At 38.9% G+C, this 23,019-nt stretch carries 32 protein-coding genes and 1 pseudogene; 19 read left to right on the top strand and 14 right to left on the bottom strand.

Going from position 1 to position 23,019, the window contains the following annotated elements; genetic code table 11:
• The coding region (locus H6F45_RS13565; RefSeq protein WP_199301816.1) for a hypothetical protein at positions 1-208 on the top strand (208 nt) is incomplete at its 5' end.
• On the opposite strand, the gene bioD is transcribed toward H6F45_RS13565, so the two are convergent.
• Positions 200-877 (bottom strand): dethiobiotin synthase, encoded by a 678-nt coding sequence (bioD, locus tag H6F45_RS13560; protein ID WP_190347425.1) that lies wholly within the window; start codon positions 875-877, stop codon positions 200-202. The genes H6F45_RS13565 and bioD overlap by 9 nt on opposite strands.
• Before the next feature lie 85 nt (positions 878-962).
• Positions 963-2,681, bottom strand: coding sequence for a serine/threonine-protein kinase (locus H6F45_RS13555; RefSeq protein WP_190347424.1), 1,719 nt, complete (start codon positions 2,679-2,681; stop codon positions 963-965).
• 86 nt (positions 2,682-2,767) lie between these two features.
• Here H6F45_RS13555 and H6F45_RS13550 point away from each other — a divergent pair, with 86 nt between their 5' ends.
• From H6F45_RS13550 to H6F45_RS13540, 3 genes are all read left to right on the top strand, one after another.
• Entirely contained in the window at positions 2,768-3,013 is a 246-nt protein-coding gene (locus H6F45_RS13550) for a hypothetical protein (protein WP_190347423.1), read from the top strand.
• Between the two features lie 359 nt (positions 3,014-3,372).
• Positions 3,373-4,389: a ribose-phosphate pyrophosphokinase gene (locus H6F45_RS13545; protein ID WP_096569656.1), complete on the top strand. Its 1,017-nt coding sequence runs from the start codon at positions 3,373-3,375 to the stop codon at positions 4,387-4,389.
• A 162-nt stretch (positions 4,390-4,551) separates the two neighbouring features.
• Complete coding sequence (locus tag H6F45_RS13540; RefSeq protein ID WP_190347422.1) at positions 4,552-4,704, top strand: hypothetical protein; 153 nt, start codon at positions 4,552-4,554, stop codon at positions 4,702-4,704.
• On the opposite strand, the gene H6F45_RS13535 is transcribed toward H6F45_RS13540, so the two are convergent.
• From H6F45_RS13535 to H6F45_RS13525, 5 genes are all read right to left on the bottom strand, one after another.
• A complete protein-coding gene (locus H6F45_RS13535) occupies positions 4,643-5,218 on the bottom strand; it encodes an HD domain-containing protein (protein ID WP_096569654.1) in 576 nt (191 codons plus the stop codon). The two genes, H6F45_RS13540 and H6F45_RS13535, sit on opposite strands and share 62 nt — an antisense overlap.
• Before the next feature lie 131 nt (positions 5,219-5,349).
• Positions 5,350-5,562 (bottom strand): hypothetical protein, encoded by a 213-nt coding sequence (locus H6F45_RS26230; RefSeq protein ID WP_199291176.1) that lies wholly within the window; start codon positions 5,560-5,562, stop codon positions 5,350-5,352.
• The gene (locus tag H6F45_RS26225; protein ID WP_236104176.1) at positions 5,537-5,803 is read right to left on the bottom strand and encodes a protein kinase; all 267 of its coding nucleotides are present in this window, start codon (positions 5,801-5,803) and stop codon (positions 5,537-5,539) included. The genes H6F45_RS26230 and H6F45_RS26225 overlap by 26 nt, the downstream gene beginning before the upstream one ends.
• Positions 5,778-6,014, bottom strand: coding sequence for a hypothetical protein (locus H6F45_RS26220; RefSeq protein WP_236104177.1), 237 nt, complete (start codon positions 6,012-6,014; stop codon positions 5,778-5,780). Before H6F45_RS26220 ends, H6F45_RS26225 begins: the two co-directional genes overlap by 26 nt.
• Positions 5,986-6,573 carry a type II toxin-antitoxin system antitoxin SocA domain-containing protein gene (locus tag H6F45_RS13525; protein WP_190347421.1) on the bottom strand — a complete coding sequence of 196 codons (588 nt, stop codon included), beginning with the start codon at positions 6,571-6,573 and terminating at the stop codon, positions 5,986-5,988. The genes H6F45_RS26220 and H6F45_RS13525 overlap by 29 nt, the downstream gene beginning before the upstream one ends.
• A 307-nt stretch (positions 6,574-6,880) precedes the next feature.
• Here H6F45_RS13525 and H6F45_RS13520 point away from each other — a divergent pair, with 307 nt between their 5' ends.
• The 7 genes from H6F45_RS13520 to H6F45_RS13490 all read left to right on the top strand — a co-directional run bounded on the left by H6F45_RS13520 (position 6,881) and on the right by H6F45_RS13490 (position 11,997).
• Positions 6,881-7,141 carry a hypothetical protein gene (locus H6F45_RS13520; protein ID WP_190347420.1) on the top strand — a complete coding sequence of 87 codons (261 nt, stop codon included), beginning with the start codon at positions 6,881-6,883 and terminating at the stop codon, positions 7,139-7,141.
• On the top strand, positions 7,142-7,606 hold the full coding sequence (locus tag H6F45_RS13515) for a type II toxin-antitoxin system VapC family toxin (RefSeq protein ID WP_137669287.1): 465 nt from the start codon (positions 7,142-7,144) through the stop codon (positions 7,604-7,606). It begins immediately after the preceding gene.
• Positions 7,607-7,785: 179 nt separating this feature from the next.
• Positions 7,786-9,576, top strand: coding sequence for a translational GTPase TypA (typA, locus tag H6F45_RS13510; protein WP_096569646.1), 1,791 nt, complete (start codon positions 7,786-7,788; stop codon positions 9,574-9,576).
• A gap of 374 nt (positions 9,577-9,950) precedes the next feature.
• On the top strand, positions 9,951-10,355 hold the full coding sequence (locus H6F45_RS13505) for a type II toxin-antitoxin system RelE/ParE family toxin (RefSeq protein WP_137669286.1): 405 nt from the start codon (positions 9,951-9,953) through the stop codon (positions 10,353-10,355).
• Positions 10,342-10,635, top strand: coding sequence for a helix-turn-helix transcriptional regulator (locus H6F45_RS13500; RefSeq protein ID WP_137669285.1), 294 nt, complete (start codon positions 10,342-10,344; stop codon positions 10,633-10,635). The genes H6F45_RS13505 and H6F45_RS13500 overlap by 14 nt, the downstream gene beginning before the upstream one ends.
• A 370-nt stretch (positions 10,636-11,005) precedes the next feature.
• Positions 11,006-11,644, top strand: a complete 639-nt coding sequence (locus H6F45_RS13495) for a Uma2 family endonuclease (protein WP_190347419.1) — start codon at positions 11,006-11,008, stop codon at positions 11,642-11,644.
• A 32-nt stretch (positions 11,645-11,676) separates the two neighbouring features.
• Positions 11,677-11,997 (top strand): DUF433 domain-containing protein, encoded by a 321-nt coding sequence (locus H6F45_RS13490; protein ID WP_190347418.1) that lies wholly within the window; start codon positions 11,677-11,679, stop codon positions 11,995-11,997.
• Positions 11,998-12,031: 34 nt separating this feature from the next.
• On the opposite strand, the gene H6F45_RS13485 is transcribed toward H6F45_RS13490, so the two are convergent.
• The 3 genes from H6F45_RS13485 to H6F45_RS13475 all read right to left on the bottom strand — a co-directional run bounded on the left by H6F45_RS13485 (position 12,032) and on the right by H6F45_RS13475 (position 13,633).
• Positions 12,032-12,916 carry an endonuclease/exonuclease/phosphatase family protein gene (locus tag H6F45_RS13485; protein WP_190347417.1) on the bottom strand — a complete coding sequence of 295 codons (885 nt, stop codon included), beginning with the start codon at positions 12,914-12,916 and terminating at the stop codon, positions 12,032-12,034.
• Positions 12,917-12,993: 77 nt separating this feature from the next.
• The gene (locus tag H6F45_RS13480) at positions 12,994-13,329 is read right to left on the bottom strand and encodes a DUF5615 family PIN-like protein (protein WP_137669122.1); all 336 of its coding nucleotides are present in this window, start codon (positions 13,327-13,329) and stop codon (positions 12,994-12,996) included.
• Entirely contained in the window at positions 13,322-13,633 is a 312-nt protein-coding gene (locus tag H6F45_RS13475) for a DUF433 domain-containing protein (protein ID WP_096569624.1), read from the bottom strand. Before H6F45_RS13475 ends, H6F45_RS13480 begins: the two co-directional genes overlap by 8 nt.
• 177 nt (positions 13,634-13,810) lie before the next feature.
• Between H6F45_RS13475 and H6F45_RS13470 the strand changes: the two are divergent.
• From H6F45_RS13470 to lptB, 7 genes and pseudogenes are all read left to right on the top strand, one after another.
• Positions 13,811-14,296: pseudogene (locus tag H6F45_RS13470) on the top strand (DUF58 domain-containing protein); the annotation flags it as partial.
• Between the two features lie 70 nt (positions 14,297-14,366).
• Positions 14,367-14,621, top strand: coding sequence for a hypothetical protein (locus H6F45_RS13465; protein ID WP_190347416.1), 255 nt, complete (start codon positions 14,367-14,369; stop codon positions 14,619-14,621).
• Positions 14,618-14,983, top strand: a complete 366-nt coding sequence (locus H6F45_RS13460) for a ferredoxin thioredoxin reductase catalytic beta subunit (RefSeq protein ID WP_096569620.1) — start codon at positions 14,618-14,620, stop codon at positions 14,981-14,983. Before H6F45_RS13465 ends, H6F45_RS13460 begins: the two co-directional genes overlap by 4 nt.
• A gap of 6 nt (positions 14,984-14,989) precedes the next feature.
• Positions 14,990-15,382: a DUF309 domain-containing protein gene (locus tag H6F45_RS13455; RefSeq protein WP_096569618.1), complete on the top strand. Its 393-nt coding sequence runs from the start codon at positions 14,990-14,992 to the stop codon at positions 15,380-15,382.
• Between the two features lie 30 nt (positions 15,383-15,412).
• The gene (locus H6F45_RS13450) at positions 15,413-15,733 is read left to right on the top strand and encodes a hypothetical protein (protein WP_190347429.1); all 321 of its coding nucleotides are present in this window, start codon (positions 15,413-15,415) and stop codon (positions 15,731-15,733) included.
• A gap of 22 nt (positions 15,734-15,755) precedes the next feature.
• Positions 15,756-16,247 carry an LptA/OstA family protein gene (locus H6F45_RS13445; RefSeq protein ID WP_190347415.1) on the top strand — a complete coding sequence of 164 codons (492 nt, stop codon included), beginning with the start codon at positions 15,756-15,758 and terminating at the stop codon, positions 16,245-16,247.
• Positions 16,248-16,279: 32 nt separating this feature from the next.
• Positions 16,280-17,008, top strand: coding sequence for an LPS export ABC transporter ATP-binding protein (gene lptB / locus H6F45_RS13440; protein WP_096569614.1), 729 nt, complete (start codon positions 16,280-16,282; stop codon positions 17,006-17,008).
• Between the two features lie 27 nt (positions 17,009-17,035).
• Here the strand turns inward: lptB and H6F45_RS13435 are convergent, their stop codons facing one another.
• Complete coding sequence (locus H6F45_RS13435) at positions 17,036-17,176, bottom strand: hypothetical protein (protein WP_190347414.1); 141 nt, start codon at positions 17,174-17,176, stop codon at positions 17,036-17,038.
• Between the two features lie 206 nt (positions 17,177-17,382).
• Here H6F45_RS13435 and H6F45_RS13430 point away from each other — a divergent pair, with 206 nt between their 5' ends.
• Entirely contained in the window at positions 17,383-18,498 is a 1,116-nt protein-coding gene (locus H6F45_RS13430; protein WP_096572731.1) for an LptF/LptG family permease, read from the top strand.
• A gap of 89 nt (positions 18,499-18,587) precedes the next feature.
• Here the strand turns inward: H6F45_RS13430 and H6F45_RS13425 are convergent, their stop codons facing one another.
• The 3 genes from H6F45_RS13425 to H6F45_RS13415 all read right to left on the bottom strand — a co-directional run bounded on the left by H6F45_RS13425 (position 18,588) and on the right by H6F45_RS13415 (position 23,018).
• Positions 18,588-19,145: a Uma2 family endonuclease gene (locus H6F45_RS13425; RefSeq protein WP_096569612.1), complete on the bottom strand. Its 558-nt coding sequence runs from the start codon at positions 19,143-19,145 to the stop codon at positions 18,588-18,590.
• Positions 19,146-19,295: 150 nt separating this feature from the next.
• Positions 19,296-22,808, bottom strand: a complete 3,513-nt coding sequence (mfd, locus tag H6F45_RS13420) for a transcription-repair coupling factor (RefSeq protein ID WP_190347413.1) — start codon at positions 22,806-22,808, stop codon at positions 19,296-19,298.
• 51 nt (positions 22,809-22,859) lie between these two features.
• Positions 22,860-23,018: a hypothetical protein gene (locus H6F45_RS13415; RefSeq protein WP_162501886.1), complete on the bottom strand. Its 159-nt coding sequence runs from the start codon at positions 23,016-23,018 to the stop codon at positions 22,860-22,862.
• Between the last annotated feature and the right edge of the window lies 1 nt (position 23,019).

Below are 23,019 nucleotides of genomic sequence, written 5' to 3'. Positions count from 1 at the left end.
CACCAGTCACCAGTCCCCAGTCCCCAGTCACCAGTCACCAGTCACCAGTCACCAGTCACCAGTCACCAGTCACCAGTCACCAGTCACCAGTCACCAGTCACCAGTCACCAGTCACCAGTCACCAGTCCCCAGTCACCAGTCACCAGTCCCCAGTCCCCAGTCACCAGTCCCCAGTCCCCAGTCCCCAGTCCCCAGTCACCTACAATAATCTTTCCCAGTCTAAATTAGATCCAACTTCCGCTAGTTGTTCTAGGTTATTTGGATCTTCTAAAAAAGGTAAACAACCTAAAACGGGGATGTGAGTAAATGATTCAATTAACTCCGGTGGTGTTAAGTCAGCTATTTCCTCATCAAACCGTGGTTGTGTACAATTAAGGACAATTCCCCGCAAATTTATCTTAGCCTGTCTTGCCAATGCTACATTAGCCACAACTTGAGCGATCGCACCTAATCGCACAGGTACAACTAAAACCGTAGGTAAACGCCATTCACCCGCTAAATCAGCTACCGTCAATTCATCCGTAACTGGTGAACCTAACCCTCCCAAAGATTCCACCAACAAAAAATCACTTCGCTGTTGCAACTTTAACAAAGTTTGCCAAACCAAACCTAAATCTATAGTCCGATTTTCCTTAGCAGCGGCAATGGGTGGCGCTAGAGGTGCTTGAAAATACAAAGGCGTGAGTTCTTCTGGAGTCTGACTTAGTGTAAAAAGTGACTGATATAACTCCTTGTCACCCTCCCCAGATTGAATGGGTTTCATAATCCCCAAGCGGCTTTGAGGGCGATATTTCTGCCAATAGGCTGCTAGGGCGGTAGTCAAAAAAGTTTTACCAGCCTCCGTATCAGTTCCCGTAATTAGTAATGTGTTTGACAATTTATTTACGAATAATTACTGTAAACGAAAAAATTTAGCCCAGCCGGAAAATAGCTGGACTATCTTTAATTTAGCGTTAATCGCGCTAATTACTAGGCGTAATTTCTGGTGTGGGAGTAGTTTCCGGGATGGGATTATTTTCTGGTGAGTCTGTACCGGGTGTTTCCGTGAGTGAGGGGGTGGGGGTTTCGGTGGGGGTGGGGGTTTCGGTAGGGGTGGGGGTTTCGGTAGGGGTGGGGGTTTCGGTAGGGGTGGGGGTTTCGGGGGGGGTTGGGGTTTCGGTGGGTGTAGGTTCAACTGGGTTTTCTAAAGCGATATTCAAACTATAATCACTTTCAGCCACTTCTGTGGACAAAGTTAATTGAATAATGTATTCACCACTATTTGATAATAGCCCTTGATAAGAAGTAACTCGCTCTGAATCATAACTAATCGGTTGACCATCAGCGGTTAGCACCGCTAACACAACTCCACTTTCTTTGTCAACAGATACAGTTAACTTTTGCCCAACATCACCCGTAAAACTGTATTTAATTATTTCCTGAGCCTTGATAGTATCATCTACCTTAATTGTGTTAGATGTTCCGAATCTCAAACGTTTTGTATAGAAAACAAATTCAGTATTAGTCGGTGTTGGTGTTGGTGTTAATGTTAAATCTGGTGTTGGTGTAGATGTCACACCGGGAATAACAGGAGAAGGAAAACTTTGGGGTGTGGTTGCTTGTTCTGGTGGTGTTTGTGATTGTTGACTGCGAAGAGAATTAACCACTGTCCAAGAACCAAATCCTGCTAAGATTACTACGGCACTGCCAATAGCACCAATAGCTAACGGATTATCTAAGATAGAGCTACTTTGATGCGGTGGAATTACTGGATCAAGTGTGTTGGGTGTGAGTGGTAAAGGATCGGGACGATGACTAACAGCAACAGTTGGCAGATATGATACCTCTGGCTGCGGAATATGCCGTTGCTCCAGAGATTCTAAAGCTGATAATACATCCTTAGCACTTTGATAGCGATCGCCCGGTACATAACTTAACATCCGATTTAAAACTTCAGCAAATCCGTGATTCACTTCTACCCATTGCTGCCAGTTCCAAGTCAGTTGGGTTTCATTAAATAACTCTGCTGGTTCTTTTCCCGTCAACAAAACTATAGCCGTTACCGCTAGTGCATACAAATCACTATTAGGATAAGCTTTACCAGACTGCATTTGTTCACTAGGAGAATAGCCGGGTTTCCCCACCGTTGTCACCGGCTTTTTTTCCGGGGTAGATAACCGTGTAGCTAGTTCTTTCACCACCCCAAAATCAATTAATACAGGTTTTTGATCAATATCCCGTAAAATCAAATTATCCGGCGAAATATCCCGGTGAATAATTCTCTTGTTGTGAATATGCTCCAAAACGGGCAACAAAGAGCATAGCAAGTGTAATACCTCAGCTTCAGTAAAAGCTTGACTTTCAGCGCGACGTTCATTTAACAGGGTGTGATAGGTCTTCCCGCTAATGTAATCTTGCACCAAAAATAAGCGTTGATCTTGGGAAAACTTCTCTCTAAACTTGGGTATTTGCAGATGCTCGATTTGATATAAAGTGGCAGCTTCGCGTTCAAACAACTCCTGTGCCTTTTTTCCACCATAAACACCCGTCTCCGTGAGCATTAATTCTTTAATTGCACAAAGTTCGTTAAAGCGTCTTTCGTCTTCTGCGAGATAGGTTCTACCAAAACCCCCTTGTCCGAGAATGTGAATGATGTGATAACGATTTTGTAGAACAGTACCAACTTTAATGGGTGGTTGCATAATCAATAGAGTAAGTGTAATAGCAACTGAGCTAGAAATTAACTAAAGCATAAACGTGGGAATTGGGAATTGGGAATTGGGAATAGTTGATTAGAAAAAATAAAATTGATTACCCAGTCACCAGTCACCAGTCCCCAGTCACCAGTCCCCAGTCACCAGTCACCAGTCCCCAGTCACCAGTCCCCAGTCACCAGTCCCCAGTCACCAGTCCCCAGTCACCAGTCACCAGTCACCAGTCCCCAGTCCCCAGTCACCAGTCACCAGTCCCCAGTCACCAGTCCCCAGTCCCCAGTCCCCAGTCACCAGTCACCAGTCATGTCAACTGGCATTGATCATTTTCTGTGGGACTGATTAATACTGTTGAAAATTTGAAACAATTTTGAATTTATGTGCAAATAAATTGATCTCAGTGATAAAAGAAACGGTATAATAAGTGATCTACCATAGCAAATTATCAAATATTTGGGTGGTTCATTCCAATTTCCAAAAATGGAACTCTGAAACTATTGATCAAAATAGATGTCAGTATATTCCTCATTGGTTTTTTCTCAGAAGAACTAGAAAATTAGTGAATGTAAGTATATGGAGAAATATTGCAAGTTTGTATAGAAGTTTCAACAAAACTTACAAATGTTTTGTTTAGTCTATCTATGACCGTGAAATCTGCTAAATCTCTGATGATAATATCGCCATGAATGCACATCGAGGATCTGCTGTGCTGAGTTCTGCAACTTTGACAATGCACCCAGTCACCACAGGATTGACTGAAAATCACCGTCTAAGACTGTTTTCCGGTTCTGCCAATTTACAATTATCCCAAGAAGTCGCTCGTTACCTGGGGATGGACTTGGGTCCAATGATTCGTAAAAGATTTGCAGATGGAGAACTGTATGTTCAAATTCAAGAATCTATCCGCGGTTGTGATGTCTATTTAATCCAGCCAACGTGCCAGCCGGTTAACGACCATTTAATGGAATTACTGATCATGATTGATGCTTGTCGTCGCGCATCTGCACGGCAAATTACCGCAGTAATTCCCTATTATGGTTATGCCCGCGCTGACCGCAAAACCGCAGGACGAGAATCTATCACAGCTAAACTGGTTGCTAACCTGATTACTCAAGCCGGTGCTAGTCGTATTCTCGCAATGGACTTACACGCAGCACAAATACAGGGGTATTTTGATATACCCTTTGATCATGTTTATGGTTCACCCGTGATACTGGATTATTTACAGAGTAAACAACTACATGATGTTGTAGTTGTTTCCCCTGATGTGGGCGGTGTTGCCAGAGCCAGAGCATTTGCCAAAAAATTGAATGATGCACCTCTGGCAATCATTGATAAACGCCGTCAAGCTCACAACGTCGCTGAGGTTTTGAATGTCATCGGTGATGTCAGAGGCAAAACGGCGATTTTAGTAGATGACATGATTGATACAGGCGGAACAATTACAGAAGGGGCGAAATTACTCCGTCAAGAAGGCGCTGGTCAAGTATATGCTTGTGCTACCCATGCCGTATTTTCACCACCAGCGATTGAACGCTTATCCAGTGGCTTATTTGAGGAAGTGATAGTTACTAACACTATTCCTATTCCTGAAAGTAATCGTTTTCCTCAGTTAGTCACGCTGTCAGTTGCTAATTTACTTGGTGAGGCGATTTGGCGGATTCACGAAGATAGTTCATTAAGTAGCTTATTCCGTTAGATGGCGAATTAAATCACCCCCAAGGATGATTTTTATCTGGAGTCAGTAGGGGTTTAGCAATGCTAAACCCTTACATTTATCTTGGGGAATTGGGAATTGGGAATTGGGAATTGGGAATTGGGAATTGGGAATTGGGAATTGGGAATTGGGAATTGGGAATAGTTGATTAGAAAACATAAAATTGATTACCCAGTCACCAGTCCCCAGTCCCCAGTCCCCAGTCCCCAGTCCCCAGTCCCCAGTCCCCAGTCACCTACTTTACTAAAGTTTCTAATTCTATTACTACTCGTTCTAATTCTTCTACCAAGGGTATAATTTTAGTATTTTTATAAGTTTTCTTAAAAGCATCTACTAAGGCGCGATAATACCACAAAGTTCCTTCTTTACCTGCTTTAAATCTTTCCCAGACTGCATCACCCATCAAACGATAGTCTTTAAGAATTGATCTAGCATTATAAATTTTATCAGCACAGGAAACCAGCAACACGGAAGGGGAAGCGGTGGGAATATGAGCGAGATATTTTTCTTTGCGTTCTTTCCAAGGGGGTTTAGGGTTGGTGTCTGCGTCGGTGCATCCGTCAACTATTGCGGTGACGTTATCTCCAAAGCGATGACGAATTTCTGCTCTGATGGCTACTCCTCCTTGATCTTCTATGGCATCATGTAATAATGCGGCGATCGCTTCTTCTTCGTTTGCACCATATTCTAAGGCTATGCTGGCTACTCCTAATAAGTGGCTAATATAGGGTACTCCTGAACCTTTTCTGATCTGGGTTGCGTGGAGTTGGTGCGTGTAGGTTAATGCTTGGGTGAATCTTTCTGTTAGCATTTTTTAAATGGGTATTTTCCGTTTGGTGTTGAGGTTTGAAAGGATTGAACCGCGAAGGACGCAAAGGACACGAAGGAAGAAGAAGAAGAGGAGAGGAAGAGAGATTTATTTTTCACAATTTTAATATTTTTTTAATCAATTCTTTTCAATAACCATGAATAAGAACCTTTTCTATCTTTCCCAGTACCAGATATTTGCTTACTATCAGATGATAAATAACCTTGATTTTCTCCAAGTCTCCAATAACCAGATAAAATTTTTATTTCTTTTATTATTATTGTAGTTTTATCAGAGTGAATTTTTCCATTAATAGTTATCTTAGCTGTTCCATTCCACCAAATCAATTAATACTGCTTCTGATTTCCCAGAACGTATCATTATATTTTGCGGTTTTATATCTCGATGTAATAATCCATTATTGTGAACTACGGTTAATGCTTCTCCTATTTGCTGAATGTATTTTAATGCTATATCTTCAGATAAAACACCGTGATTTTCTACTAAAGTTCCTAAATTTTCCCCATCAATATATTCCATCACCATACACCACAAATCATCCTCATTTATAACTTCGTAAATTTTCACGATATGGGGATGATTGCATTTGGCTAACTTTATCGCTTTTTCCCGGTAAAGGTTCATAGCGAGAATTTATCGGATATTGATCATCAATTAAATCTTCTAAAATTTGTGCCACACACTCGACAAAATCAGACCTATAAGCTTTGGCAAGTTTTTTAAAAGAACGCTGAAAATTATCAGATTTTTCAATCGAGAAGGGAGTTAAGCCAGTCACGCACTTCTCCTTTTTTAACACGATTTGATGTTTCTGAATTACAAGCATCTTTTAAAACTTGTCTCATTACATCTTTGTAAAATGGATGATCTCTTTCTATCTGATCTAATTTCTCATGTCCTAATGCTTTTAAATCTTCTAATAAAATGACTGTGGTGGAAGCAGCTTGAGGTGGTAAACCTTGACGTGCTTTTTTCCAAGGAAATTCTAAGTGAGTCATATCACTTAAACGATAAGCATGATAACCACCAAAATATTCCCATACTTCTTCTAAAAGTTGTTTGTAATCTTCAGATATTTCTGATAATGATTCTTGACTGGGAATAGGTAATTGTTTAGCTTCAAATTCGCTATAAAATCTATAGGCAGGTGGACAAACTGGACCATAACGCCATGCCTGTATTTCTTCGGGAAATAATTGTTGATCATACATGGCTAAATACAAACTTTGGGCATAATAAAGCAGCTTTTGTACTTTCATATTTGTCATTTCTGCTTCTATGCCGTCTTGGTAAGCTTTAATAATGAAGTAGCGAGCTACGGTTAGACAATCAATCATAATCACACTCGCAAATTAAACACAATACATACTCCATTTATTATACTTTAAATTCATTTTTTAGTACATTTTTACTGAAAAATCTGTTGATTAGACGATGAACCCCAAGAAACACTCTTGGTATTTTCTCTCAAAATCACAATTGTTGTAACAATTAAGCTAGAATTATTAAAGGTTCTTTACACAACTGGCAAAAACCCCCGCCTAAAAAATCTCAAGTACACTTAACTTCTATTATGACTATTATGAGAATACTTTTTGGCGGTTTAAAATAATAGAAAATCCTGATGTGACAAACTAAGAACCTATGCCACAAACGCTTCTGAATGAAATTATTAACCAGCTAAATAGTTTAGAACAGGATGAACTACAGCAGCTTAATCAGATTATTCACATATATCTGACTGACAAAGCACAAGCTGATCAAACCACAAAATTTTATCAAGCACTTGTAAATTCTGGTTTGGTGAAAGAAATTAAACAACCCATTCCCCAACCACAGGAAAGAACTCTCATTCAAGTACAGGGTAAACCTGTTTCTCAAACTATCATTGAGGAACGCTGCTAAATGACTGTTTATTTCTTTGATAGTAGTGCTTTAGTTAAACGCTATGTTGCGGAAATAGGTTCAACTTGGGTTGTGAGTTTGTGTAATCCTAATTTCAAAAATAATGTATTTATTGGTGCTATTACTGCTGTGGAAATTACTGCGGCAATTAGTAGACGTGCAAGGGGTGGAAATATCTCATCTTCAGATGCTACAACAGTTTATTCCCAATTAAAAAATGATATTCAATCTGAATATCAAGTAATTGAAATTACAGATACTATTATTAATTCAGCCATGACCTTAGCAGAAAAACACGGTTTGCGGGGTTATGACGCAGTTCAGTTAGCTGCTGCTAAAGCTATTAATGATCTTTGCATAGCCAATAATTTGCATCCATTAACTTTTGTATCTGCTGATCAAGAATTGAATAATGCCGCAGTCTCCGAAGGTTTAGTCATTGATAACCCCAATAACCACCCCTAAACCTCAAAAACACTCTTGCTATTTCCTGTCAAAATAACAATTTTTGTGACAATTGAGTTAGAATTATTAAAGGTTCGTTACAGAACTGGCAAAAAACCCCCACTTCTGTTAAAACAACCAAACCCTAAGCTAACTAAGCTATTAAATCTAAAAACCCTAAATTACACAACAACGCTCTTATGACGCTCCCAATTCGTAACGTCGCCATTATCGCCCACGTTGACCACGGTAAAACCACCCTGGTTGATGCTCTCCTCAAACAGTCCGGCATTTTCCGCGAAGGCGAAGACGTTCCGGATTGTGTGATGGACTCCAATGATCTGGAGAGAGAGCGGGGAATTACTATTCTTTCCAAAAATACGGCGGTTAAATATAAAGATACCCTGATCAATATTGTTGATACCCCTGGACACGCTGACTTCGGTGGAGAGGTAGAACGGGTATTAGGCATGGTTGATGGTTGCATTCTCATTGTTGATGCTAACGAAGGACCAATGCCCCAAACCCGCTTTGTACTGAAAAAAGCTTTAGAAAAAGGTCTGCGTCCTATTGTTGTTATCAACAAAATTGACCGCGCTAAGGCTGATCCTCATGTAGCCGTTGATAAGGTTTTGGATCTGTTCCTGGAATTAGGTGCAGATGACGATCAGTGTGATTTCCCTTATCTGTTCGCTTCCGGGATGGCTGGTTATGCCAAGGAAACTTTGGAAGCAGAAGCGGTAGATATGCAGCCTTTGTTTGAGGCTATCCTCCGTCATGTTCCCGCACCTGTGGGTGATGCTAACAAACCTCTGCAATTGCAAGTTACCACCCTGGATTATTCTGAATATCTGGGACGGATTGTTATTGGTAGAATCCATAACGGTACGATCCGCGCTGGACAACAAGCAGCTTTGATAACAGAAAGTGGTAATATTGTCAAGTCGAAAATTTCCAAGTTGATGGGATTTGAAGGCTTGAAGCGAGTGGAATTAGAAGAAGCTTCTGCTGGTTATATTGTGGCGGTAGCTGGTTTTGCTGATGCTTACATTGGTGAAACTATTACCGATCCTAATGAACCCCAAGCGTTACCACTAATTAAAGTGGATGAACCAACTTTACAGATGACCTTCTGGGTAAATGATTCACCCTTTGCAGGTCAAGAAGGTAAACTGGTTACATCTCGTCAAGTGCGCGATCGCTTGTTCCGGGAATTAGAAACCAACGTAGCTTTAAGAGTGGAAGAAACCGACTCCCCTGATAAGTTCCACGTTTCTGGACGGGGTGAATTACACCTGGGTATCTTAATTGAAACCATGCGTCGGGAAGGTTACGAGTTCCAAGTTTCCCAGCCTCAAGTAATTTACCGCGAAGTCAGTGGCCAACCTTGCGAACCTTTTGAATTATTAGTTTTAGACGTTCCCAGCGATGCAGTAGGTAGCTGTATTGAACGTTTAGGACAACGGAAAGGGGAAATGCAAGATATGCAACCCGGTGTTGGCGATCGCACACAATTAGAATTTGTGATTCCTGCCCGTGGTTTGATTGGTTTCCGTGGTGAATTTATGCGGATGACCCGTGGTGAAGGTATCATGAACCACAGTTTCCTTGATTATCGTCCCATCACAGGAAATATTGAAGCCCGTAACAAAGGCGTTCTGATATCTTTTGAAGAAGGCGTTTCCACATTCTACGCCATGAAGAACGCTGAAGATAGAGGAGCATTCTTTATTACTCCTGGAACAAAGGTGTACAAAGGCATGATTGTCGGTGAACACAACCGTCCTCAAGACTTAGAATTGAACGTTTGCAAAACCAAGCAGTTAACTAACCACCGTGCATCCGGTGGTGATGAACTCGTACAATTGCAAGCACCTGTAGAAATGAGTTTGGAAAGAGCATTGGAGTACATCGGACCCGATGAGTTGGTAGAAGTAACTCCCCAATCTATTCGTCTCCGCAAAATGGCGAAGAAGTTAGCTAAACGCTAATTTATCCAGGGTGGGAAATTTAAACCCACCCTTATTTTTTATTTGTATGTATCTGCGTTTATCTGCGTTCTATTATAAATTCCTGAAAAAAAGTTTTGTGTCAATAATCCCCCCTCTATTCTCAATATTATTGATAATGTTCTCAATTATTTAACGAGTTTTGGTTTTTTCGGCGATCGCTCTTGACAGTGTTTTGAGTTTCTGGTAAATTTAGTTAAAATCCCAAGGGATTGATATAAGAGTTTTAAGAAAGTTTTAAAAATTTTTCTCACGCAAAGACGCAAAGACGCAAAGAGAAGAAAGGTTAACAGAGTAAAAGTATTAATCGCATTTTTGCTATATAATCAATAATAAACGTAAATCCATCCTCAACAATGCCAGAAACGCAAATCATTTTCTTTCAGGACGATAGAGGAGAAGTTCCTGTTTTAAATTGGTTGAAAAAACTAATCAAACAAGATCGCAAAGGATATGCAAACTGTATTGCGAGAATTGAACAATTAGCCGAGTATGGTTTTGAATTAAGAAGACCAGCAGCAGATTTTTTGAGAGATGGGATTTATGAGTTAAGAGCGAAGCACGTTAAAGTACAGTATAGAATCCTCTATTTTTTTCATGGACAAAATGTGGTGATTTTAGCTCATGCCATGATTAAAGAAGATAATCAAGTTTCAGAGAAAGACATTGATTTAGCATTAAAATATAAGAATTTATTTGTACTCAATCCAGAAATTCATACTTATACTGAACAAGAGAAAGAAGCAGATGAAGAAAACTAATGATGCAGTGAAAATTATTCACAAAATGATGAAGGAAGATCCAGAATTACAAGAGATGGTGAGAGAATCTTCATTAAATGCTCAAGTATCTCAAATAATTTACGATGCTCGGAAACAAGCTGGACTAACTCAAAAACAGTTAGCTGATTTAGTTGGTACTACTCAGTCAGTGATTGCTAGATTAGAAGATGCAGATTATGAGGGACATTCTTTGTCTATGTTAGCTCGAATTGCAGCAGCTTTAAATCAAAAAGTGGAAATTAAAATATCACCTAAATAAGTTGTTTAATAGTCAAATTAATCAAGCATAAAATATAATCTTGAGATTTAATTTCACGTAAATCTGATCTCCCGAAATACCTGAAAAAAAGTTTTGTGTCAATAAACCCCTCTCTATTCTCAATATTATTAATATTAATTTCTATTAATTTAACGAGTTTTGGTTTTTTCGGCGATCGCTCTTGACAGTGTTTTGAGTTTCTGGTAAATTTAGTTAAAATCCCAAGGGATTGATATAAGAGTTTTAAAAAAGTTTTAAAAAGTTTTCTCACGCAGAGACGCAGAGACGCGGAGAGAAAAAAGGTTAAGTTTCGCGCAAAGATGTTATTGATGGGGTAAGATAGATTTATTCAGTTTAAGGAGTGGAAAGGATGTTGTTGGAATTAAAGCGCATTCATGTACCACCAGGACAAAGGGTTTTATTAGAAAATGTCACTTGGACAGAATTGGAAGCAATTTTAGAGGAGTTGGGAGAACATCGTGCTGCGAAAATTGCTTATGATCAGGGAATATTAGAAATTATGACTCCTTTACCAGAACATGAATTTGATCAGGAAATTATTAGTGATTTAATTAAAGCATTATTAGAAGAATTAGATATTGAATTTCTCAGTCTTGGTTCTACGACTTTTAAAAATCAATTTATGCAAAAGGGGATAGAACCTGATCAATGTTTTTATATTCAAAATGAGGCTTTAGTTAGGGGGAAGAAAAGGTTAGATTTAACAATTGATCCTCCTCCAGATTTAGCTTTAGAAATTGATGTTACTTCTCGCACTCATCCGAATATATATCAAGCTTTAAAAGTTCCAGAGTTATGGAGGTTTGAAAATGGGAAGTTGCAAATTAATATTTTAGTAGATGGTAATTATGTGGTGTCTCAGTCAAGTTTGAATTTTCCCGGTTTACCTTTGATTGATATGATTCCTCGATATTTGGAAAGTAGTGGAATTAATGGGAGGAATGCAACTATTAAGAGGTTTAGGAATTGGGTGAGAGAGCAGTTATAATTTCAGAATATTGTTTTATTTCACATTATAATATGAATCAACAATTAGTTAATTCTCTGGTACAAGTAATTGAGGCACTTTCCCCAGAAGAAAGAACACTTTTAGAAAGTCGTCTCCAATCTCATGCTATTGAAAAAACTCCGGGAATTTGTGGTGTCCATGCGCGGATTCGTAATACTCGTATTCCTGTATGGGTGTTAGTGTCGTTGAGACAACAGGGAGCAGATGATGTAGAATTGCTGCAAAATTATCCAAGTTTGACATCGGAAGATTTAACAGCAGCTTGGGATTATTATGAACAATATTCTTCAGAAATTGATCTGATCATCACTGCTCAAAATGAGGATGACTGATGGTAAGATTATATGCTTAAATCACTAATAATTGTCATAATTCCACCCTTATCTCTAACATAATAATACCTCTTAATCTCTCTCTGCGCCTCCGCGTCTCTGCGTGAAATAAAAAAATCGAACTATCAACAATTTCCAAATCTGCAACAATCCCAAAATGATCCGAAGGATAAAGATAACGATTATTCGCTGCTGGTTGATTCAGAATAACTCGACATTCTCGCACCTGTAAACGCTGATTAATAAAAATATAATCTAAAGTCCCCTTCCAAGGTTTCCAACTTCTATCAAAAATCAAACGTCTCCAAAAATATTTTAATCTCTTCATCCAACTCAGTTTGTCTTGACCTAAAAGTGTGGGACAAGTATATTCTGGCTCACTTCCATGATATACTTCATAAGCTGACCGATATTTTTCTTTAATTAATTTAATTCCCGAAGTATCAGGAGTACCATTAAAATCTCCCACAGAGATAACAGGTACTTCCTCACCAAACTCCGCTAACCAATCTAACATTAACTTTATTTGTTGATTGCGTTTTTTATGTGAACCAGGATGCCAAAAATAATGACCATTGCAAATAACAACTGATGTGTTATCATTTAACTGAACCTGTGCATATTGAGCAATTCTTCCCTGATGTTCTAAATTCAATGCTGCGGTTTTTGTAATCGGAAAACGACTGAGAATAGCTAAACCAAAGGGTAAATCACTATTATTGACATCTTGAGGAACAGCTTTATAAATATAAGGAATATTTAATTGTTCTGCAATCCAAGCAGCAGTATCTTCTGTTAAACTAACTTCTTGTAAAGCAATAATATCAGGATTTTCTGCTTTTAAACCCTCAACCAATAAATCTCGTCTTTGTGTCCAATAATTCAGTTTAAACAAAATATTAATTGTGATAATTTTCATGTTTTTAAAAACTATTTTGGTTTTGTAATTTAAATTACCATGTTTTAATATGTCAGCTTATCAACATTTATTTTATTTCACAAAAATTCAATATATCCCAACATCTCTTCCGGTGTCATCACTTCATAAATCAAAACTAAAGCTTCAATAATTTCACCAATTGAACGAGTTTCTTTCTTGCAGTAAGTAATCCCTGGATGATCAAACCTACTACTAGCAATAATCAAAAAATCTGCATCTTGGGTAAACAGAACTCGCTGTGTTTCTTGAATAAACTTGAACTGTGCTTGATCTGATTGAGTGCGTAATCCCACATTGTTAGTAGTTGTCACATCAATTCCATAACGACGCAACCCAAGAGCGATCGCAGGATCAACATTTTCATCTAAATGAAAGCGAATTTTTTCACTCATTTCTCAACTGTTTCAGTTTCTCTTGAAGACGTGAAGGATGATTTTGTTTAAATACCTCAACTAATTCATCCTCTTGTACTTTACGTTCATTAATTTCATCTCGATGATCAAAATAATAAGCCATTGCTGCATAAACAGATGCCAGGGATAGATCATATTTACCAGCTATCTCTACCAATGAATACCCCAGCTTTAAATGCAGCACTGCTACATCTTCTACCGCTATACGAGTACCAGCAATACGGGGTTTTCCACTCCGCACATCAGCAGCAATTTCTATATATTCCTGGCTGACTAACTGCATAAATTTATCTTCCACCTCCGTCCTATATCTTAATAATATACCGCAGTTCTAGTTCTCACAAATTTCCTATTTAACAGGACTTACGCAAAAGAGAACGAAAGTAGGGGTAATTCATGAATTACCCCTACGCAAGAATAAGGTTTTCAGTCAAATCTTCCGTAAGTCCTATTTAACTTCAAAATACTGTACATTTCCGCTAGTTTTCGTTACGGAGAATTACGAGTAAGAGAATTAGAAATTATTACAGGTGGACCAGAAGTGATAATTGCCCTTGATACTGCCGCCAAATGGCAAGAAGAGCAATTTTAACAAGCTGTCATTGCCGCTGCATCCTTGTATTTTTACGCACAAAGACAAAAACTGCAAGTACAACTTTGGACAGCAGCCACAGGAGTAGTCAAAGGTGATACCATCATTCTCGAAACCTTAGCAGCAACCAACCCCCTAGAAGAAGCAAATACACCACCAGAAAACCATCCTTTAATTTGGCTGACTCAAAACCCCCTCACCATCTCTAAATTACCCCAAGGTAGTCGTTGGGTGTTATGGGAAAATACCCAATCATCCCCAGAACACACTGTCATTAATAGAGATTACCCCGGTATCATTTTGCAAAGTGAACAAGAACTGCAACTGCAACTGCAAAAACCATTAAGTTATTAAGGAGGCAGGAGTCAGGAGTCGTAGGGGCGAAGTAGGGGCGAAGCATTCGGAAAATAGCCTGTGATAAAAATTGATAATTTATCGTCCGAATGCTTCGCCCTTACAGGAAAATAACCTGGGACAAAAATTGATAATTGGTCGTCCGAATGCTGATGCTTCCAGCACGCTTCGCGAACGCCCGTACAGGAGTCAGGAGGTAGGGGAAGTAAATAACCCCATTACCAATTACCAATCACCAATTACCAATCACCAGTCCCCTGTTCCCTACATCCAGCCTGTTGTACAATGCAAGGAAATATTTAAATTATCAAAGCCGATCCAATGATAAATTCAGAACCTAGCACAAAAGCCAGTGATAAAAGCTTAGAGGCAATGCGTCATTTTTCCGAACAATACGCCAAACGCACTGGAACTTTCTTTTGTTCTGAATCTTCCGTGACAGCAGTTGTTATCGAAGGTTTAGCCAAACATAAAGACGATCTCGGTGCGCCTTTGTGTCCTTGTCGTCACTATGAAGATAAAGAAGCGGAAGTTAACGCAGCTTATTGGAACTGTCCCTGCGTACCCATGCGAGAACGCAAAGAATGTCACTGTATGCTATTCCTGACTCCAGAAAATGATTTTGCTGGTGAAAAACAAGAAATCTCTATGGAAGCCATCAAAGAAGTGCGGGATAGTATGGGTTAATAGTAGATGAGTGAAAACCTGCCCCAAGAGTTTTGGCAAGGAGTAGAACAGTTCAACTCTGGACAGTTCTACGCTTGTCATGACACCCTAGAAGCTCTGTGGATTGAAGCAACAGAGCCAGATAAAACTTTGTATCAAGGTATTTTGCAAATTGCTGTAGCCTTATATCACCTGGGTAATGGCAACATAAGAGGAGCAATGATCTTATTAGGAGAAGGTTCTAATCGTCTCCGTCGTTACCCAGACTATTATTGCGGTATCAATGTGGAAAAATTATTACTTGAGAGTGTGGAGTTTTTAAAGGCACTTCAACAAGTTGATATAGAAAAAATCGCTGGTGGTGATGTGGGTGAAAATATAGCCTTGCCTTTACCCCAAATTTCTATGATCAAAGAATAGCAGTTTTCAGGAGTGAGTAGGGGTTTAGCAATGCTAAACCCGTACAAGAGTCAAAATATTTGGTGGCATCAGCAAGGTGAAACCCTACCAATAAAGAAACCTTTGGATGCAGGAAACCGTCAAACCTCCAAATTAGAATATCAAGCAACTGCCAAAATGGTAGTTCACAAACAGATAATAAAACTTGTGATCAAACTTGGAAACAAACTTGGAAACAAACACGTTTGTAAATCTGCCACTAGTCCCCAGTCCCCAGTCACCAGTCCCCAGTCACCAGTCACCAGTCCCCAGTCCCCAGTCCCCAGTCACCAGTCCCCAGTCCCCAGTCCCCAGTCACCTGCCATAACCTGAAAAACTTCTATCACAAATTACTATGATAACTCCCTATCACTTGCTAAAATCACAGATGCACCGTTTAGGATTAGCTGTAATGCTGCCTGTAGCCCTCTTGGGTACAATAACCCTTACTAACCAACTTCCCACCGCTACAGCCCAATCTTCTGGGGGAAACCGCCCCCTGACTATTCGCTCGGATGTCCAAGAATATGATGCTAAAGCTCAAGTAATCACTGCTCGCGGTAACGTGCAGATGTTGTATCCTGCACGTCAAATACAAGCCACAGCCGCCCAAGCACAATACTTTAGCAAAGAACGACGCATTGATTTCAGTGGCAACGTCCATATTTTGCAACAAGGTAATAACAGTATTAGGGCAGAAAGAGTCACTTATTTAATTGACGAAGGTCGATTTATCGCCTTACCTCAGTCCAATCGTCAGGTAGAATCTGTTTACATGGTGGATGATGGTGATATGAGTGGACAAACCGCTAAACCAGCGCCCAGAACACCACCCCTCAAGCGTTAAAATTAGTATTCATTACCACAAAAACGCGAATAGTGAAAATTGTTTTAGAAAATATTCATAAATCTTATGGCAAGCGAGTCATTGTCAATCGCGTTAATCTTTCTGTAGCCCAAGGTGAAATTGTGGGTTTACTTGGACCCAATGGTGCTGGTAAAACCACAACATTTTATATTGCCACAGGTTTAGAAAAACCTAATCAGGGTAGGGTGTGGTTAGATAATTTAGATATTACGGGAATGCCAATGCACAAACGAGCTAGATTGGGTATTGGCTATTTGGCACAGGAAGCTAGTGTATTTCGGCAACTGTCTGTTATAGATAATATTCTCTTGGTTTTAGAACAAACTAATGTGCCACGTAGGGAATGGTCAAGCCGGTTGGGTGATTTATTAACAGAGTTTCGCTTAGAAAAAGTTGCCAATAGTAAAGGTATTCAACTTTCTGGAGGTGAACGACGACGGACAGAGTTAGCCAGGGCTTTAGCAGCAGGTAGACAAGGTCCAAAATTTTTATTTTTGGATGAACCCTTTGCCGGAGTTGATCCTATAGCAGTTTCAGAAATTCAGCAAATTGTAGCACAACTGCGCGATCGCGGTATGGGCATTTTAATTACAGATCACAATGTCCGCGAAACTCTCGCTATTACTGATCGTGCCTACATTATGCGGGAAGGGCAAATTCTCGCTTTTGGTATTGCCGATGAACTTTATAATAATCCCCTTGTTCGACAATATTATTTAGGTGATAATTTTAATGTTTAAAAATAGGGAATAGGTAATTGGTAATAATTATTTTTCTTCTGACTTCTGACTCCTGTACGGGCGTTCGCGAAGCGTGCTGGAAGCATCAGCATTCGGACGACCAATTATCAATTTTTGTCCCAGGTTATTTTCCTGTAACGGCGAAGCATTCGGACGATAAATTATCAATTTTTATCACAGGCTATTTTCCTGTAAGGGCGAAGCATTCGGATGATAAATTATCAATTTTTATCACAGGCTATTTTCCGAATGCTTCGCCCCTACTTCGCCCCTACGACTTCTGAGTCCTGAAATTTTTATTTTTAATTTCTCTTATGGCATCTAAGCAAATTAAATCTTTCTATACCCTTAATTCACTGCTGCCTTTTTCGATCATGGATCGTTATTTGGCGATGCAGTTACTTCCGCTTTTTTTATTTGGAGTTGGGGCATTTACTTCTGTAGTTTTAGCCATTGATAGTTTATTTGAATTATTACGAAAAGTCGTAGAATCTGGACTACCAATTAATATCGCTCTCAAGGTTTTTGTCTTAAAATTACCCTATGTAATGGTTTATTCTTTCCCCATGTCCACCTTACTCGCTACGTTGATGACTTACAGCAAGTTATCTAGTGAAAGTGAACTAATTGCTTTAAGGGGATGTGGTGTAAGTGTTTATCGGATGGTATTCACTGCTGTTTTATTAAGTAGTTTAGTCACAGGTATGACTTATGTATTTAATGAACAAATAGCCCCAGCCGCCAATTATGAAGCAACTCGAACTTTAGAACAAGCACTGCAATCAGACAAACCATCATTTAAACAACAAAATATTTATTATCCTGAATACCGGGAAGAAAAAGCAGCAGATGGTAGCACAAATAAAATCTTATCTCGCTTGTTTTATGCCGATCAATTTGACGGTAAGCAAATGAAAGGTTTAACAATTATCGACCGTTCTAGAGAAGGAGTTAATCAAATTTTAGTTTCCGAATCCGCTGCATGGAATCCTGCTCAACAAGTTTGGGATTTTTATAATGGTACAATTTATTTAGTTGCACCAGACCGTTCTTATCGGAATATTTTGCGGTTTGAACATCAACAATTGCAACTTCCGCGCACGCCTTTAAATGTTGCAGAAAATAGTCGAGATTATGGAGAAATGAATATTTCTCAAGCCCTAGAACAATTAAAAATTGAACGTTTAGCAGGTAATCCCCAAAGAATTAGAAAATTAGAAGTAAGAATTCAACAAAAAATTGCCTTTCCCTTTGTTTGTATTATTTTTGGTTTAGTGGGTTCGGCGATGGGAACTATACCTCAACGTACTGGTAGAGGTACGAGTTTTGGTATTAGTGTGATCGTGATTTTTAGTTATTACTTATTATTATCAGTTTCTGGGGCTTTAGCACAGGCAGAAATTCTTTCTCCCGTTGTCGGTGCTTGGTTGCCTAACTTGTTTGGTTTGGGAGTTGGTCTATTTCTGTTAATGCGAGTTGCCCAAAGATAAGGTCTTAATTAACTGACTGAAAAACTATTCCTCTCCGGTAATTAAAAGTGCATAACCTTCATTGCTAATAAAACAAATACCCAACTTATTTAAAATATCTCACTCACATGAATACTCACATCAGGAAAAGCGAAAATTGATAAACTTTGATTTTTCTCTAAAGTTTGCATATCTTGATAAATTCCCTGGTGAGGATGGCGATATACTTCTATTATTTTCTGATTAACATCTATTAACCAAACTTCAGGAATATTTGCTTCTGCATACAAGGGAATTTTAACCTGGCGATCATATTTTACAGTTGTATCAGCAACTTCTATTATTAAAAATATATCTTCTGGTTGGGGGTGTGCATTTCTATAAAAATCAGGACGGGGTTTTAATAATGCTATATCCGGTTGTGGTTCGGAAATTTCATCTAATTCTACAGGATTTTGCACATTAATTAACGCACGTCCTCCCAATAGTAAAGCTAGTAAATTTGTTAGAAATATAACACAACCTGAGTGTCTTGTACCAATAGGTGACATATCAATCATTTCCCCCCGAATTAATTCCACTCGATCATTTTCTGATAAAATACCAGATTCAGCCATTTTGTGAAATTGCTTAACTGTAAATTGGTGTCTGAGTAGTTGTACAACCATTGTCACCTCTATGGGAATTTTATTTAATTAATTGAGATGTTTATTTTATAGTAGGTTGGGTTAAGCGATAGCGCAACCCAAAAAACCCAAAAAACCCAACAACAATATTAATTATGTTGGGTTTCCTTGCGTCAACCCAACCTACTAAAACTAGACTAAAGCTACTTCAGGAATAACTCCTTGCATTTTAGAAAAAACATCAATTAATGTCTGTAATTGTTGTTCAGCTTTAAATACTCCTAAACCCCTCGCTGTTACTTTTCCTTGAGAATAAACAAAGCGATTTCGCATCGAGTCTGTTAACTTTTCTGCTAACAAATTCCAAGCAGGTTCTTCCATTGGAGTTTCTAAAACTATATGCTGTTTATTCTCTGGTTTAATGCGACTAAAACCTAAAGCTTTCGCTAATTGTTTTAATTCCATCACCCGTAAAAGTTGATTTGCAGGAACAGGAATTGCACCATATCTATCAGTCCATTCTGCGGCAATTCCTTTTAATTCTTCTTGAGATTTTGCTGTTGCAACCGCACGGTAAGCACTCATTTTTTGATCTATATCGGTAATGTAGGTTGAAGGAATAAATGCAGTGAGATTCAGGTCAATTTGGGTATCTTCAACCTGGGGTATTTCTTGACCTCTAATTTCTCGAATTGCTTCCTCTAACATTTCCATGTACAAATCAAATCCGATAGCATCCATTTGACCAGATTGTTCAGCACCAAGCAAGTTTCCTACACCACGAATTTCCATATCTCGCATTGCTAGTTGATAACCAGAACCGAGTTGAGTAAATTCTTGAATTGCTCTTAATCTTTGTCTAGCTGCATCGGATAATTCTCTTTGTTTGGGGTAAAATAACCATGCGTGAGCTTGGATTCCTGCTCGTCCTACTCGTCCTCTTAATTGATATAATTGCGATAAACCAAAACGGTGTGCATCTTCAATTAAAATGGTGTTAACTCGCGGAATATCTAAACCAGATTCGATAATTGTCGTACAAACTAAGATGTCAGCTTCATGGTTGCTAAAAGTGAGCATAGTTGATTCTAACTCACTTTCATCCATTTGACCGTGAGCGATCGCAAATCTTCCCCCTGGGATCATTTCCCTTAATTTTGCTGTTGTTTCTTCTATTCCTTCGACTCTGGGAACGACATAAAAAACCTGTCCACCTCTATCTAATTCCTGTCTAATTGCACTTCTAACAATTTCTGGATTTAAAGGTGCTAAATGAGTTTGAATTGGTCTTCTGGTTGGGGGTGGTGTGGTAATTAAACTCATTTCCCGAATCCCAGATAAAGACATATATAAGGTTCTAGGAATAGGAGTTGCTGATAAAGTTAACACATCAACTTGTGTTTTTAAACTCTTGATTTTTTCTTTTTGATTAACACCAAATCTTTGTTCTTCATCAATTACTAAAAGTCCTAAATCTTTAAATTGCACACCTTTTCCTAATAATTGATGTGTTCCCACAACAATATCTAATTCTCCAGTCGCTAGACGTTTTTGAATGTTGCGTTTTTCTTCTGCACTGCGGAAACGATTTAATAAACCGACATTCACAGGATAAGGTGAAAACCGTTCTTTAATGGTGTGATAATGTTGCTGAGTTAAAATTGTCGTTGGGGCTAAAAGTGCCACTTGCTTACCAGCAGTAACAGCTTTAAAAATTGCCCTAATTGCTACTTCAGTTTTCCCAAAACCCACATCACCACAAACCAAGCGATCCATCGGTCTTTCACTTTCCATATCCCGCTTGACATCTTGCACAGCTTTGAGTTGATCTGTGGTAGGTTGATAGGGGAAAGAATCTTCCATTTCTGCTTGCCAAGGCATATCTTGGGGATAAGAGAAACCTTGTTGTTGAGAACGGGCAGCATATAATTTTAGCAAATCTACCGCTAATTTTTTAATAGATTTTCTAACTTTGTTTTTAGTATTTTCCCAAGCTTTACCCGTCATTTTATGTAATGCTGGGGGGTTATCAGCATTAGTTCTAAACCGAGACAAAGAACCAACTTGATCCGCCGCAACTCTCAGCACACCATCAGCATATTGAACAACTATATAATCACGGGTTTCATGATTAATTGTCAAACTTTCTAATTTGATAAATTTACCAATGCCGTGACTACGATGAACAACAAAATCACCTGGTCTTAATTTATTCGGATCAACTTGTTTAGATTTAGCTTGACGACGTTTACGAACATAACCAAAATTAGCTAAAGAATGTTGTCCGTAAAATTCGCGATCTGTAACAATAACAATCCGAAAAGAAGGTAAAATGAAACCTTCTAATTCTGCTAAACCGGAATATTTCAGGGCAACTGGTGTATGATTGATTTGTAGTTTATCAATTGCTTGATAATCACGAGGATTAGGGATAAACTGGGCAGGACAATCATGTTCTTGCAGTAAAGCTACAGAACGGGAAGGTTGAGCAGAAATTAACCAAACTGCAAATTTTCTTTCTCTTTCTTGTCTGAGGGTTTCAGCTAATTTAGCAAATTGATGAGGTGTAACAGGTAAAGGTCTACTCGCTAAATTAGTACCGCTATTTTCTTCCGCTAATTCTGATAAATATAACTTGTGGAATTTGTGAAAACTGCTAATTTCCGCCAAACATTCATCAAAAGTTTTATGAATTTTAGAAACACGACAAGATTCTTCCCCAGTCACCAGTCCCCAGTCACCAGTCACCATTCCCCACTGTTCATCCGCATTTTCTACCCAGCGATCGCTATGGGCATGACATTGTTCTACCTCATCAATAGCAATGAGGGTATTTTCAGGTAAATAATCTAAAATTGAAGCGGGTTTATTAAAAGCTAAACCTAAAAATCTTCTACTTCCTTCTAATGATTGTAATTCCGATTCCTGTAGAGAAGTTTCATGAAACGTCTCTACAATAGTTGTAAAATTGGGATGATTTTTTAATGCTGCTAAAACAATCGGCGCAAAGCTAGTAGGAGTAAGAGAAATTTGATTAATCTTATCTAAAGCAGAACGTTGGGTAGAGGGGTCAAATTCCCGAATTTTTTCAATTTCATCCCCAAACCATTCTAAACGGACTGGTAACTCAGAAGATACGGGAAAAACATCAACAATATCCCCTCGTCTACTCCATTGACCTTCAGTTTCTACTAAAGAAACCCGTTCATAACCTAAAGCGGTAATTTTTTCACTAAACTCATCTAAATCATATTCCATCCCCTTTTGTAAAGAGAGACAAAAAGATTTAAATACCTCTGGGGGTGGTAAATGTGGTTGTAGCGCCCCGATAGTAGCGATAATAGCTGTGTTTTTTTTAGACGACTGACCACTAATCAAATCTGCCAAAACCTGCATTTGACCCCAACTTAACTCAGTTTCTGGGTCAAAAGGTTCATAGGGGGAAGCTTCCGAAGTGGGGTAAAAATGTACAGTATTCCATCCCATAGCTTCCATTTGGGCATAAACCCGTCCAGCTTCTTCCAGAGTGGCACAGATCACGCATAAATCCCTACCCTCATGATGAGCCAAAGCGGAAGTAACTAAACCCTTGGGTAAGCGAGAAATGCCATTTAACCGCAATTCTTGATGTTTTTTGAGTTTAGTGTTTAGTTCGGTGGTGAGAGGCGATCGCGTCAAAGCACGCACAATAGAAGAAAAAGCCATAAGTGTTACTAGCGTGAGAAGTCTTGAAAAGTGGGAAAATCTAGATTGTAGTTATATGTAAACCATTTTAGGTGATTGGTGATTGGGGACTGGTGATTGGTGACTGGTGACTGGGGGAAAATCTTTACTTTCTGACTCCTGCCTCCTGACTCCTGACTCCTGACTCCTGCCTCCTGACTCCTGACTCCTGACTCCTTGAACTCCTTCCAAA

It is taken from the genome of Sphaerospermopsis sp. FACHB-1194 (assembly GCF_014696235.1).
Classification (GTDB): domain Bacteria; phylum Cyanobacteriota; class Cyanobacteriia; order Cyanobacteriales; family Nostocaceae; genus Sphaerospermopsis; species Sphaerospermopsis kisseleviana.
The sequence above is the reverse complement of the archived record's forward strand: the minus strand, read 5'-3'. Positions and strand labels throughout refer to the sequence as shown.

Bases quoted from the DNA above. Each gene is read 5' to 3' on its own strand.
- H6F45_RS13555 (WP_190347424.1), bottom strand. From the start codon at position 2,681: ATGCAACCACCCATTAAAGTTGGTACTGTTCTACAAAATCGTTATCAC.
- H6F45_RS13545 (WP_096569656.1), top strand. From the start codon at position 3,373: ATGAATGCACATCGAGGATCTGCTGTGCTGAGTTCTGCAACTTTGACA.
- H6F45_RS13535 (WP_096569654.1), bottom strand. From the start codon at position 5,218: ATGCTAACAGAAAGATTCACCCAAGCATTAACCTACACGCACCAACTC.
- H6F45_RS13525 (WP_190347421.1), bottom strand. From the start codon at position 6,573: ATGATTGATTGTCTAACCGTAGCTCGCTACTTCATTATTAAAGCTTAC.
- H6F45_RS13520 (WP_190347420.1), top strand. From the start codon at position 6,881: ATGCCACAAACGCTTCTGAATGAAATTATTAACCAGCTAAATAGTTTA.
- H6F45_RS13515 (WP_137669287.1), top strand. From the start codon at position 7,142: ATGACTGTTTATTTCTTTGATAGTAGTGCTTTAGTTAAACGCTATGTT.
- typA (WP_096569646.1), top strand. From the start codon at position 7,786: ATGACGCTCCCAATTCGTAACGTCGCCATTATCGCCCACGTTGACCAC.
- H6F45_RS13505 (WP_137669286.1), top strand. From the start codon at position 9,951: ATGCCAGAAACGCAAATCATTTTCTTTCAGGACGATAGAGGAGAAGTT.
- H6F45_RS13500 (WP_137669285.1), top strand. From the start codon at position 10,342: ATGAAGAAAACTAATGATGCAGTGAAAATTATTCACAAAATGATGAAG.
- H6F45_RS13495 (WP_190347419.1), top strand. From the start codon at position 11,006: ATGTTGTTGGAATTAAAGCGCATTCATGTACCACCAGGACAAAGGGTT.
- H6F45_RS13490 (WP_190347418.1), top strand. From the start codon at position 11,677: ATGAATCAACAATTAGTTAATTCTCTGGTACAAGTAATTGAGGCACTT.
- H6F45_RS13485 (WP_190347417.1), bottom strand. From the start codon at position 12,916: ATGAAAATTATCACAATTAATATTTTGTTTAAACTGAATTATTGGACA.
- H6F45_RS13480 (WP_137669122.1), bottom strand. From the start codon at position 13,329: ATGAGTGAAAAAATTCGCTTTCATTTAGATGAAAATGTTGATCCTGCG.
- H6F45_RS13475 (WP_096569624.1), bottom strand. From the start codon at position 13,633: ATGCAGTTAGTCAGCCAGGAATATATAGAAATTGCTGCTGATGTGCGG.
- H6F45_RS13460 (WP_096569620.1), top strand. From the start codon at position 14,618: ATGATAAATTCAGAACCTAGCACAAAAGCCAGTGATAAAAGCTTAGAG.
- H6F45_RS13455 (WP_096569618.1), top strand. From the start codon at position 14,990: ATGAGTGAAAACCTGCCCCAAGAGTTTTGGCAAGGAGTAGAACAGTTC.
- H6F45_RS13450 (WP_190347429.1), top strand. From the start codon at position 15,413: ATGCTAAACCCGTACAAGAGTCAAAATATTTGGTGGCATCAGCAAGGT.
- H6F45_RS13445 (WP_190347415.1), top strand. From the start codon at position 15,756: ATGATAACTCCCTATCACTTGCTAAAATCACAGATGCACCGTTTAGGA.
- H6F45_RS13430 (WP_096572731.1), top strand. From the start codon at position 17,383: ATGGATCGTTATTTGGCGATGCAGTTACTTCCGCTTTTTTTATTTGGA.
- H6F45_RS13425 (WP_096569612.1), bottom strand. From the start codon at position 19,145: ATGGTTGTACAACTACTCAGACACCAATTTACAGTTAAGCAATTTCAC.
- mfd (WP_190347413.1), bottom strand. From the start codon at position 22,808: ATGGCTTTTTCTTCTATTGTGCGTGCTTTGACGCGATCGCCTCTCACC.